General features: G+C 66.4%; 6 protein-coding genes. 3 read left to right on the top strand and 3 right to left on the bottom strand.

What is annotated here, in order from left to right; all coding sequences use genetic code 11:
- Positions 1–20 precede the first annotated feature (20 nt).
- Positions 21–3,320, top strand: a complete 3,300-nt coding sequence (locus tag OHA70_RS24415; protein ID WP_328321452.1) for an NACHT domain-containing protein — start codon at positions 21–23, stop codon at positions 3,318–3,320.
- On the opposite strand, the gene OHA70_RS24410 is transcribed toward OHA70_RS24415, so the two are convergent.
- The gene (locus tag OHA70_RS24410) at positions 3,291–3,719 is read right to left on the bottom strand and encodes a hypothetical protein (protein WP_328321450.1); all 429 of its coding nucleotides are present in this window, start codon (positions 3,717–3,719) and stop codon (positions 3,291–3,293) included. The genes OHA70_RS24415 and OHA70_RS24410 overlap by 30 nt on opposite strands.
- A 92-nt stretch (positions 3,720–3,811) precedes the next feature.
- Entirely contained in the window at positions 3,812–5,848 is a 2,037-nt protein-coding gene (locus OHA70_RS24405; protein ID WP_328321448.1) for a glycoside hydrolase family 27 protein, read from the bottom strand.
- A 249-nt stretch (positions 5,849–6,097) separates the two neighbouring features.
- Between OHA70_RS24405 and OHA70_RS24400 the strand changes: the two genes are divergently transcribed.
- Positions 6,098–7,174, top strand: coding sequence for a GntR family transcriptional regulator (locus OHA70_RS24400; protein WP_328321446.1), 1,077 nt, complete (start codon positions 6,098–6,100; stop codon positions 7,172–7,174).
- A gap of 194 nt (positions 7,175–7,368) precedes the next feature.
- On the top strand, positions 7,369–11,637 hold the full coding sequence (locus OHA70_RS24395; protein WP_328321444.1) for an amino acid adenylation domain-containing protein: 4,269 nt from the start codon (positions 7,369–7,371) through the stop codon (positions 11,635–11,637).
- A gap of 11 nt (positions 11,638–11,648) precedes the next feature.
- Here the strand turns inward: OHA70_RS24395 and OHA70_RS24390 are convergent, their stop codons facing one another.
- A complete protein-coding gene (locus tag OHA70_RS24390; RefSeq protein ID WP_328321442.1) occupies positions 11,649–12,623 on the bottom strand; it encodes a GlxA family transcriptional regulator in 975 nt (324 codons plus the stop codon).
- Positions 12,624–13,002 lie beyond the last annotated feature (379 nt).

Raw genomic sequence — 13,002 nt, 5'->3', positions numbered from 1 at the left:
GGGCAATGGGGGAGACACCGGTGACGAGTGATTCTGCTCAGCAGGGGGATGGATTCACCACACGGGTATTGGCGGTCATGGTGGCGCTCGGCCCACCGGCCGCCGTGAGTGGATGGTTACGGCCGTGGATCCGCGACAATCTGTTCGTCAGCCTGCTGGTGCTGTTGGCTTACTGGGCATTGATGTTTGCCGGACGCTTCTCACTGCGCGTCGGAAAGGCCGTCAGCGAGCTGTGGATCCAGCGCATCACCGTCGGCCTGGATCGGCGCGTGAGCGCAATCATCAATAGTTATCGCTCGCGATATATCCGGCAGTTGCTGTCGACTGTTCGCGATGTCGAACTGCTCGGGATGGCCACCCAGGGCGAGTATTCGCTGCGGCTGCGCGATGTCTACGTGGACGTGAGCCTGGCGCCGACTGCCTTACAGTCGACCACCCGCGAACCCTTTGTGGGAACCGAGATCCAGGTCGGAGAACGCAAAGCCCTCGACTCTTTCCTGCGTGGCGGCGGGACGCGGGTATTCGCGGTGATCGGAGGTCCTGGATCAGGAAAGACAACCTTGTTGCGCCGGACTGCCATGGCATTAGGAGAGGGTCGGCGGCGCAAACGGTCACTACCTCTTGTTCTTTATCTTCGTGACCATGTCCAGGACATTCTCCAGACTCCGGGCATCACAATTCCGGAGCTATTGGCCGGTGTGGCGTGGCTGAAGGGAATGGTCCCGGCCGACTGGTTCGAGCGTAACCTCGGTCGTGGTCGCTGCGTCGTGATGCTGGACGGGCTGGACGAGGTGGCTGCCGAGGAACACCGGCAGCTGACCTCGGCCTGGGTACAGGATCAGGTACGACGCTATCCGAGCAACAGCTTCGTTCTTACCTCGCGGCCGCACGGCTACCACGCCAATCCCCTCACCGGGGCCGATGTCCTGCAGGTCCGCCGCTTCACCAGCGAGCAGATCTCCCGCTTCGTACACAACTGGTATCTCGCGATCGAGCGTCGCAGTACGGACGAGAACACCGAGCGGACCTCGACGATCGCCAAGAACCACGCCGACGATCTCCTGCAGCGGATGCGCCGGCAGCCGGCCCTGTACGACCTGGCCGCGAACCCGATGTTGCTGACGATGATCGCCAACGTGCACAAGTACCGCGGAGCACTGCCCGGCAGCCGGGCCGCGCTGTACGACGAGATGTGCGCCCTGCTCCTGCAGCGCCGGCAGGAGGCGAAGAACCTGCCGGTGGGGTCCGGCCTGAAGGCGGAGCAACGCGCGAAGGTGGTCCGCGACCTGGCGCTGGCGATGATGACGCGGCAGGTTCGTGACGTCGCGCTGTCGACCGCGAACGAGATCATCGGGCCGGCCCTGGCACGGATCCCCCGCGACGTGACCGCGGACGGCTTCCTCGACGAATTGACCAAAAGCGGTCTCTTCATCGAACGGGAGCTCGGGAAGTACGCCTTCGCCCATCAGACCTTGCAGGAGTACCTCGCGGCGGTGGCGATCCGGGACCTCCCCTCGGCCGATCTGCTACCGCAGATGGTGAATGATCCGTGGTGGCGCGAAACGATCCTTTTGTGGGCCGCGAACGCCGATGCTTCGGCCGTGGTCGAGGCGTGTCTCACCTCCGGCTCGGTCGAATCCCTGGCACTGGCCTATGACTGCGCCGCTGAGGCGCGAGAAGTCGACGCGGACCTACTGGAGCGCCTGGACACACTGCTGTACGCAGAGCCGTCCACCAGCAGCACCTCTGATCGCGATGTCCACCGGAAGCTACTGGCGGCCGTCAGGGCATCGCGGTCGCTGCGGCACACCGTGACCTTGGCCAACGGGGCCGTGATCTGCGCGAGCCCTGTTCCCGAGTCGCTGCACCGGCTGTACGTCGAATGGGATGGCAACGTTGCCACCCCAGCTCAGGGAAGTACGGGGCAATCTCAGAGCACCCAGCGGCGGAGCACCGGGCAGGATGATGTCGCCGAAGCCGTCGGAGTACAGGCGCTGCATGTGGAGAAGATGGTTGCGTGGGTCAATGGCCTGTTCGAGGACGGGACCGCCTATCGACTGCCCACGCGCCGCGAACTGGCGGACCCGATGACCGAGGTCGTGGTCGACCTGACCCAGCGCAGCATCTGGTTCCAGGACCCAGTGGCCGAGCTCCCGGTCATGCAGTTGGCCGCTGATGCCGACGACGAGGAGGAAGAGGAACGGGTCTACGCCGGTCCGAGGCTGTATGTCCCTAACGCCGTCACGCATCCGTACCTGGGGACGCCTGAAGTCCGCCGGGAGGCAATCCGGCGCGATCTGCTGACGGTGGAATCCGTGCTGCCGTTCGTCCTGAGCTTCTGTCTCGAGCGCAATCCCGAGCGGGCCCGGGTACATGACTTCAAGGTGGGGCTGAAACGCCTCGAGAAACTGGCCGTCAGCAAGACCCCTGCTTTGGAGGGCAAGACCAATCACATCGACCGCGCGCTGGCCCGCAGCCGCAGCGGGGACATGACGCAGGACCGGGAGCTGATCCAGCTGACCGAGCGGGTCACTGAGTTCGCCGACGCGGTGGCGGAGTTCGAGGTGTTCCCAGCGTCACCCGAACCGGTCCGGGATCTCACAGCGATGCTTCGCGGACTGCGGCCGATCTCCGAAGCGGTCGGACAGGCGCTGGACATCGTGCTGACCCGAGCTTTGCAGGCCGACGACGTACTCATGCTGGTACGAGATCTCCGGACTCCCGAGCGAGGGCTCGAGGACAGCCTGGCCATCGGCCGGCCGTCCCAGTCGCCGCGACGGCATGAGCGAGAGATCTCGGGGTCGGAGTTCGAGATCGCCGTGACGGCACTGAGCCTGTTGCTGTCGCTGTGGCAGCCGAGCCGGAACAAGTACCGGCCTGGCCAGGTACTCACCGAGTTCTACGAGTACCTCGCCGCACTCTTCCCGGCCTCGGCCGCCGTCGAGCCGGTCATCCCCGAGGAGACAGAGTTCGCGCTCAAGGAGATCGGCTCTCTGTTGAAAAAGGCCCAATGGTCCGACTACCTGTATCCGGGGGCAGACAACACCAGCGACCGCGTCACCTGGAGGATCCTCGCCCGGCGGCTCACGGCCGTCGCGGCGAAGCGGGTCGCGTCGATCGCCAGGCAGCCATCCTTGGCCCGGTCCCACGGGCCGGCATTGCGGATCGGTCTGCTGGCAGCGGCGGCGGTCGCGGACCAGTTCGCCGAAGCGGAGATCGCGGCGAAGCTGCGCGGAGTACACAGCAGTCTCGTCTGCCTCGAAACCAGACAGCACGACCCGTCCCAGGCCTCAGAGGTGATCCTGCTGATCCGGACGTAGAGCTACGGAGTCGCGGTCGAAGTAGGCGACTGCGAAGAGGATCAGAGCGGTGACGATGCTGACCCCGGCGTTGGTGACGAGGTCGGAGGTAGCCATGCCGATCTCGTGACCCCAGTAGACGAGTTGGGAGGTCGCGTCCCAGAGCAGGTACATCAGCGCGTTGAGGAGGACGAGCTTGCGCCGGTCGACCGCACGCGGCAACGTCATCGCGATGATCGTTACGGCGATGATCAGAACGTGGTACCCGGCAACGGAGTACCACTGGAAGTGGCGCGTCGGCGTCATTTCGCCACCGAGATAGGCACGATCGGTGAGCTCGGGATCGAAGGTGAGGACGAGGGCCTGCAACAGGTTGAACGCGACGTAGACCCAGAGCACGACGCGCAACGGAAATCTCATGCACAAACCCTCTCAAACCCCACGGCGGAGCCGGCGAGGGGAGTTCCGCCGGCTCGCCGTACGAACGCACTACCAGTGAGCCTTTTGCTGGATCAGGTTGCTTTGATGGAGAAGATGCGGATGTTTGGGGTGTTCGGCAGGGTGATTGATGCCAGGGTCTTGCCGGAGGTGATCGGGACCGACCTTGTGTAAGTGCAGTACGCCGTGCCTGCGTCCGAGGGGCCGGTGGTGCTGTTGCGGCCGAAGACCTTGAACGCGAGCGTTGCCGGGTAGGTCGTACCGGTTGCGCAGCTCCAGCTGGGGAAGCCCCAAGTGGAGGTGCTCGACGTGCCGTCGCTGTAGTTGAGGCGGATGGTGCCGCCGGCTTCGCCGATGCCTGAGGCGCCGAGGAAGTTCACCTTCGAGCCGGTGTACGCGTACTGGATCGTCTGACCGACCGGCTTGACGGAGTCGAAGTTGCCGGACGTGGTGCTCGGCCAGGTGTAGCCGACGCCGCCGATCGTGACGGGTTGGCCGGCCTTGACGCTGACCGCCGTACCGTCCGGCAGCTGAGCGTTGCCGGCCAGCCGGTCGGACGAGAGGGTGCGGCCGCTGGCGTCCCAGCTGCCCGCGGTCGGCGCGTCGCCGTCGGTGATCGCGGTGGCGTTGCGGGCGTGTGAGCCGTCGGGCCCGAAGTTCAAGCCGGAGTAGGTGGCGGTGGCGGCGACCTTGAGGCGGTACATGACGGCCGAGCCCGCGGGCACAGTGACGCTGAAGCCGCCGTTCGCGTCGATGGATGTGACATCCGGTCCGAGGATCGACGTGAGCGTGAACGCCGTCGCGGACGTACCAACCACCGAGCCCGAAGTCGAGGCGGTCACCGCCGCGCTGGCCGAACGGTTCATGATCGCCACGGCATAGTCGCCGTTGCTCAACGGCTTGGCGAAGACGTCGTACCCGGTACCCCGGGCGACTCGCTTCGCCGGTACGGCCAGCGGGTCCTGTCCTACCGCGATCAGGTCGGCCTTCTTCATCAGGTCGGCCTGCGTGGTCGAGATGGCGCCGCTGTTGTCGGAGTTGCGGATCATCGCGACCATCTGGCTGTTCTGCATCGCCCACATCGCATAGCCGCCGAGCTTGCTGGCGGTGGACAACGCCGAGTCGTCGAAGTACAGCCGATCGGGGTCGAGGAAGTGACCCTGCTTGCCGTAGGAGCGCAGGTTCTCGACCATATCGACGAGCGTGACAGTGCCTGCCCAGTTCGCGCCGCCGACGTCGCCGCCGATGCGGTATGCATGTCCAGCCGGACCGATGCTGTCCAGCATGCGCCGGTACAGCGCCGTGTCCCAGGTGTCGTTCTTCCAGTTCGCGTACGCCGGTGCGGAGATGTTCAGCATGATCGACCGGCGCTTCGCGGGGTCGGTGTCGTTCTTGATCGCGTTGAGCGCGGCGGCTGCCCGGCGCGAGGACTCGATCGCCGTGTCGATCTCGAGGTCGGTGTCGAGGATGGAGTAGCAGCACTTGTTGGTCGTGTTGGGCTCACCGCAGTAGTCGAGCTTGATGTAGTCGGCGCCGACGCTCGCGAAGTACCGGAAGTCCTTCTCGAAGTTGTCGTAGCTGCCGGGAGCCGCTGCCGAGCGCCCGCCGGAATCGCACATGTACCTGCCGCCGCTGGCGTAGACGCCGAACGACAAGCCCTTGCTGTGCAAGTAATCGCCGACATCCTTCAGGCCATTGGGGTACTTCGTCGGTGACGGGATGAGGTTGCCGGTGGTGGTGTCGCGTCCGTTGGTGCAGTTCGGTACGACGGTGGCGCTGGCGTCCCAGTCGGTGCAGTCCGACCGGACGGCCCAGGTGTCGTCGAAGGAGACCGTGTTCCAGCCCAGTTGGGCCAGGCCGGTGGAGACGGCGTCGTCGGCGGTCTTCTTCATGCTGGCCGCCGTGGTCTTCGCCCAGGACTCCGAGCGCAGGATCATCCGCGGCGTGGGGGCAGCGGAGTGATCGATGTTGACCGTGTCGCTCGGGACGGGCCGGGACAGCGCGGCGGACGGCTGCGTCACGGTCGCGACGGCCGCGATCACGGCGAGCAGCGCACCGGCCAGCCGGCGGACTCGACGCGGCGCGGCGGCACCGCGGTGGGAGTACGGCACGAGGAGCTCCTTGGTGATCGGGAAACGCCGGCAGCCCAGGCCGCCGATTGGCGAGAAAACTAGATTCGCCGGGAGGCTCGGTCAACCTGTCAGTTGCAGATGTTTACCGAATGACTACTCACACCATGAGGTGCTTCGCGGGCGAGCATCGGCCATGAGGACAACGATTCTGCATCTGACCGACCAGATGAATCGTGGATTCATGGCATAGTGCTTCTGGCTAGGATCACGAGCGAGGAGGACACCACCATGGACGATCCGGAGGTGGCCCCGGGGCTGAAGTTCCAGCAGATCGCCGACCGGCTGCGCGCGGAGATCCTCGACGGCACCCGACCGTCGGCCAGCCGGTTGCCGACCGAGCGCGAGCTGTCCGTCGGCTACTCGGTCTCGATCAGTACCGTCCGCCGCGCCGTCGACGACCTGGTCACCGAGGGGTTGGTACGCCGACGCCAGGGCGCGGGGACGTTCGTCCGCGGCGGCGAACCGGAGCACACCCGGCCCGCCCTGCTCGGGGTGATCGTCCCGCACTCGACCTTCTACTACCCGCAGATCCTGCGCGGCATCGAGGACGTCCGGGCCGAGACCGGTGCCCGGATCCAGCTCGCCTGCTCGGAGTACAGCCAGGACATCGAGGCCAAGCTGATCCGGGAGATGCTGGCAGCAGATGTCGACGGTCTGTTGATCGCCCCGACCCTGACCGGCCCCGAACCCACGGAGTCCTACTTGCGCCGGTTGACCGAGCTGCCCGTCCCGGTCGTCCTGATGGAGCGTCGGGGCAATGCCCTGAACGACGAGACCGAGCACGTGTGCACCCACCACGCGGCCGGCGCCTATCAGGCCGTGCAGTATCTGGCCGCGCTCGGGCACCGCCGGATCGGTCTGGCCCTCCGCTCCCCCAGCCCGACGGCCGAACCCGTTGCCCTCGGCTACCGTCGGGCCATCGCGGAGCTCGGCGGCAGTACGACGGTGTTCCAGAAGGCGCTGGAGGAATGGGGCCCGGCCACCGCTGACAACTGCCTACGCAGGTTGCTCGCCGCAGGCTGTACCGCCGCACTATGCTTCGGCGACCGCCAGGCAGGGCTCCTCGTATCGGCGGCCCGGCGCAGCGGACTCGCAGTACCCGATGATCTTGCCCTAGTTGCCTATGACGACGAGATTGCGGACATACCCGACGTCCCGCTCACAGCTGTCGCCCCACCCAAGCGACTGCTCGGCCGCACGGCCGCCGAGCTACTGCTCCAGCGCTTACAGCAGCCCGGTCTCGCCCGCCGCCAAATCCTCCTGCGCCCAGAAATCACCATCCGAAAGTCCTGCGGCGCCGCCTGAACGTCCCGGTCCTGAGTCGCGGCCATTGGGTGCTCAGGTGGCGTCGATGGCGATGGTTTTGATCTGGGTGTAGTCGAGGACCGCGACCACCCAGCCGACCGGGCTTTCGGTTCGCTGCGCTGTGACATGCACGTGACGTCTTCCCTCTACGATCAGCGACGGTCTGATAACTGAGAGTGATTGACGGGTGAGTAATGCGTGCCGTTTTCTCCGCGTGGTTGATCGGCGGGAATTCGCTGGTGGTGGAGTGTGCGTCGGTACTGGCGGAGCGGGGTCACTGGGTGTGTGGGGTGGCGTCCGAGGTGCCGGAGGTTCGGGAGTTGGCGGCGGAGCGCGGGTTCCACGTAGCGGAGTCGCTGCCGGCCGGCGAGCCGTTCGATGTCTTGTTCAGCGTGGTTCATCTGCGGATGCTGCCGGCGGAGGTACTGGCGTTGCCGCGGCGGATGGCGGTCAACTTTCACGACGCGGTGCTGCCGCGGGATGCCGGGGTCAACGCTGCAGCGTGGGCGGTGGCCGACCGGCGTAACGTGCACGGGATCACCTGGCATGTGATGACGGAGGAAGCGGATGCGGGCGACGTCCTGGCCCAGCGATCCTTCCCGGTCACCGACGGCGAGACGAGCCATTCGCTGAACCTGAAGTGCCTGCAGGCCGGGCTGGAATCGTTCACCGTCCTGGTCGATGAGCTTGCCGAGGGCAACGAGCAACGGACCTCGCAGGACCTGAGCCAGCGCAGCTATCACGGGCGGCTGGATCGGCCAGGGCTGATGCTGTCGTGGCGCCGTACGGCTGTCGAGCTGGAGGCTCTGGTCCGGGCGACGGACTTCGGGCCAGGACAGAATCGGTTCGGTATGTGCCGGGTACGGACCGCCGACGCTTGGCTGTTGGTACGGAGCGCGCAGGTCTGCGAGCTGTGGTCGAGCGAACCGCCCCCGGGCACCGTGGTGGCCGTGGAGGAGACGGCAATCCGGGTCGCGACCGGCGCGGGCGACCTACTGGTGGAGGTCGGTCCGCATGAGCTTCGCCCGGGCGTAGTACTGCCGGAGCCGGACGAGGACGCGACCCAAGCGGAGCGTGTCGGCCTGCAGCACGAGGGGTTCTGGCGGCGGAGGTTACGGGAGCTGCGACCGCTGCGCGGGTTGAGCGCGCTAGGCACTGCTCATCGCGTCGAGTTGCCAGCTGGGATGACCGATCTGGAGGTGGCCGACGCGGCGGTGGCCTACCTGGCCGAGCTGACAGGCGAGGACGTCTTCGACATCGGCCTGCGTACGCCGGCCCACGGCTTGCTGTCGGAGGTGGTGCCGTTCCGGATCGGCCAGCAAATTCGTACCGGCTATCTGCGGGATTTGCTGATCCGCCAGCCGAGCTTGGCCGCGCCACAGCTGCCAGTGCTGATCGAGGTCGGAACTGAATCTGCGCCCGCGCCCGGGACCGAGCTGGTGATCCGGATCCGTGACGGTGTTTGTACCTGGCTGACCGATAACCCGGACCTCGCCGAAGGCTTCGCCGCGTACTGCGCAGCCGATGGGACCCTTCACGCGCCGCTGGTGTCAGCCGCGACTGCCCGAAGGCTGCTGGCTGACGGCGAGGCGAGCCGGGTGAAGTACCCGCGAGACCTGCGTACCCATGAACTGTTCGCCGAGCAAGCCAATGCCCGCCCTGGTGACGTAGCGGTGGTCTTTGCCGGACAGCAGTTGAGCTACGGCGAACTGGATGAGCGCAGCGGCCGGCTGGCCGCGCTGCTGGCCGAGCAGGGTGTGGGGCCGGGCGACCGTGTTGGTGTGTACCTGGAGCGGTCAGCCGATCTACTGGTGACCCTCCTGGCGGTGTGGAAGGCAGGTGCGGCCTACGTGCCACTAGACCCGGTCTACCCCGCTGCCCGGATTGCCTACATGCTCGCCGACGCGCAGGTCGCACTCCTGGTGACCCAGGCGAGCCTGGAGCACAATGCGCCCGGCCACAAGGTGATTCTCGACCGGTGCGCGCTACCCGACGTGCCGTTCCCATCCCAACCCGGTCGGGCTGACGATCTGGCCTACGTCATCTACACCTCCGGGTCGACCGGCCGACCCAAGGGCGTTCAGGTCACTCACCGCGGCCTGACGAACTTCCTGTGCTCGATGGCCACCACCCCCGGGTTCACCGCTGCCGACCAGATCCTCGCGATCACCACCATCTGCTTCGACATCGCCGGCCTCGAACTGTTTCTTCCGCTGATCACCGGTGGCACGGTCGAGATCGCCCCGGCGGGAGTAGTCGGCGACGGTCCGGCTCTGCGAGACCTGCTGGCCGTCAGCGACGCGACCGTCCTGCAGGCCACCCCGGTCACCTGGCGGATGCTCATCGACGCAGGCTGGACCAACGCTCGCGGTTTGCGACTGCTGTGCGGTGGTGAAGCATTGCCCCGGGACCTGGCAGCCGCACTACTCGCGCGCGCGGACACCGTGTGGAACCTGTACGGACCTACCGAAACGACCATCTGGTCCACCGCCGCCCGCGTCCGGCCCGGCGAAGACATCACCATCGGAAGGCCGATCGCCAACACCACCTGTCACGTCCTCGACCAGCACATGCGCCTGCTGCCACAGGGGTTGCCGGGCGAGCTGTACATCGGCGGCGACGGCGTTGCCCAGGGCTACCGCAACCGGCCGGACCTGTCCGCCGAGCGTTTCGTGCCGGACCCATTCGGCCCCGGCACCCTGTACCGCACCGGCGACCTGGTACGCCGATTGCCGAACGGCGACCTGGAATGCCTCGGCCGGGCCGACCACCAGATCAAGCTGCACGGCCACCGGATCGAACCCGGTGAGATCGAAGCCGTTCTGCGCGAGGTACCGGCCGTCCGTAACGCCGTTGTCGTCGTCCGCGACGACCGCCTCATCGGCTACCTCACTCCCACTGGCCACGACCTCGCCGCACTCCGCGAGACCCTGCGATCCAGGCTGCCCGGCTACATGGTCCCCGCGGCCCTCGTCGAGCTCGACGAGCTGCCCGAGACCCCGAACGGCAAGCTCGACCGCAACGCACTGCCTGACCCAGCTCCGGCCGGGCTGGTACCTGCGGGACCGGTCGGCGTCGAAATCCTGGAGACCTTGGAAGACCTGCTGGGGGCGGTCTGCGTCCAGGCCGCGACGGTTCTCGGCACCCTTGAGCCGGTCGAGGCCGATCAGCGTTTCCCCGATGTTGGCATCGATTCCCTTGCGGCGGCCGCTCTGCTCGGTCGCCTGCACACCCTCACCGGAATCCGGCTGACGGTCACCGCGACTTTCCAGCACCCCACGCCGCGCCAACTCGCCGGCCATCTGCATCAACTGCTGACCGGTACCACCGAACCCGAGCAGCGGCCCGACCTCGCCGTACAGCTCGCACCCGAGATCGTTCCGGCCGCCAATGCCGCCCACCCGACCGGCGACGAATGCCTGGTGACCGGCGCGACCGGCTTCGTCGGCGCCTTCCTCGTACGCGAACTGGCCGACCGCGGCCGTACCGTCCACTGCCTGGTCCGTGGAGCCGATGCGGCGACTGCCCACCACCGCCTCCGCACGGCGATGGACGCCTACGACCTATGGGACGACGACCTCGAACACTCGGTCCGCGTACATCCCGGCGACCTGTCCCAACCGCTGCTCGGCCTGACCGAGACGGACTTCGACGACCTCGCCGCTACCGTCGAGACCGTCTACCACTGCGGGGCCCACGTCAGCGCAGTACATCCGTACGCCGCACTGCAGACCGCCAACGTCGCTGGCACCCAAGAGGCCCTCCGCCTGGCCGCCAGGCACCATCCGTCGATCTTCCACCACATCTCCACCATCGAGGTCTTCGCCGAGGCACCCGCCCACGGTGGCCCGATCACTCCGTCCGACCCACCCGGCCCGCCAGACGCATTGCGCGGCGGCTATGCCCAGACCAAGTGGGCCGCCGAACACCTGGTGCGCCAAGCCGACCAACGTGGCCTACCAACCGCGATCCACCGACTGCCCCGCATCCTCGGCCACACCCGCACCGGCGCGTGCCAGACCCGAGACCTCCTCTGGCAAATCCTCAAAGGCTGCATCCAGTCCGGCACAGTTCCCACCGGTATCGACGCGAGCTATGACCTAGTCCCCGTTGACCACATCGCCCGAGCCACCGCCGATGCCACCCCTGGCCCCGGGAAGGTTCTTCACCTGACCAACCCGCACCGCACCACCTTCAACACGATCATCAGCCACCTACGGACAGCCGGCTACACCCTCACCGACCTGCCCCTAGAGCCTTGGACCGACCAAATCCGCAACCACCCCGGCAACGCCGCCGCCCCCGTCCTAGACATCTTCCTCACCGAAATGACCGGCCACGGCTGGAGCGACCTGACCTTCACCACCACCCTCCCCGACCATCCACCCCTGAGCAGTCAGACCTTCATGACCTACGTCGACTACTTCGCCCGCACCGGCTACCTACCCAAACCAGCTCACTGACCTGAGTGGCGTCATATCCGCTTCGGTGCGCTTCGGCGTAGTTCGCTCATCGTCGTGCCGCGGCGGTGGAACAGGCCTCGCAGGGTGCTCACGTTGAGGTAACCGACCCGGGTCGCGATCTCGGTGGCAGTCAGATTCGTGGTGCGGAGTAGTTGGGTGGCTTTGTCCAGGCGGATCGCGTTGATCAGTTCCACCGGGCTCATGCCGAGTACTTCCGCTGTCGTTCGCTGCAAGGTGCGCTCGGAGACACCGAGGTGCTTGGCCACGGAGGCGACCTGGATCGGCTGAGCCAGGTGCTCGCGAACCCAGCGTTCGAAGGCGCTGGTGAGTGGGTCGTAGCCGGCCATCACGGCAGGGATCGCAAAGGCGGCCTGACTGGCTTTGGATCCGATCAGCAGATACCGATCGACCAACTCGGCCAGCTCCGGGCTGTGGGACCGGATGATCGCCAGGCCCAGATCGATGTGGGAGAAGGCCGCACCGGCCGTGGTGACGCCCTGGCTCTGGCTGAGGATGAGCCCCTCCTGCAGGTCGACCTTGGGGTAGCGGCGCCGGAAGATCGGCGCCAACCACCAGCTGGTGGTCGCCATCTCGCCATCGAGCACGCCGGCCTCGGCGAGGAAGAACGTGCCTGTGCACGCGGCCGCGACCTCTGCCTGCTGAGAACGAGCCTGGCTCAGCAACTCGAGGATCGGCCTGTTCTGTGAACTGCTGAGGATTTCGATCAACTCCGTGGCCTGCCTGGTGCTGACGGCCGGCACCACCAACACGTCTGGCAACCGCGACAGGCTCGCGATCGGAGTAGTGGGGGCCCGATGCCCGAACCCGGTCAGCACCTCCGACCCGAGTCCCAGTTGGGTCACCGTCCAGGGCTCCGCCCCGTCATCGGTCTCGCTCCGCAGGGAGACCGCGGTACTCAGTACTTCGAGCAGCGCGCACAGACCGAAGTCGGCGACACCATCGATGGCGATCAGCCCGACATCCATACCAATCCTTCCTGAACACAACGGCTGGTGGGATGACCGTAGCCCCGATCGGGCGCTTTTGGTGTCGAAAGCGTCGGATCCAGATCTGCCAACTTTCCTGACCGGCATCTACCGTTTGTCGTGGAGTACAGCAAACTGCTCCGCACCTTTAGCGATATTTCTTACCGGCGCGGCTGACGTCGCCCCAATGTCGTCCGAGATTTCCTCGCACGGCGCGAATCCATGCCTGTTCATGGGCAACTCCGTACTCGCGGCCCGAGGTATCCCTGCGTCTTCTTCCGCCCGTTTGCCGGCGGTACCCCCTGCCCTGCGCGCAGACCGGAATCATCCGTTTAATTCAAGTGGATATCCGGTGATCGAGTGCGCAAGTTTTCCTTGT

The sequence above is a fragment of the Kribbella sp. NBC_00382 genome (genome assembly GCF_036067295.1).
GTDB lineage: Bacteria > Actinomycetota > Actinomycetes > Propionibacteriales > Kribbellaceae > Kribbella.
Note: the sequence above shows the minus strand (reverse complement) of the source record. Positions and strands in the feature narration are given on the sequence as shown.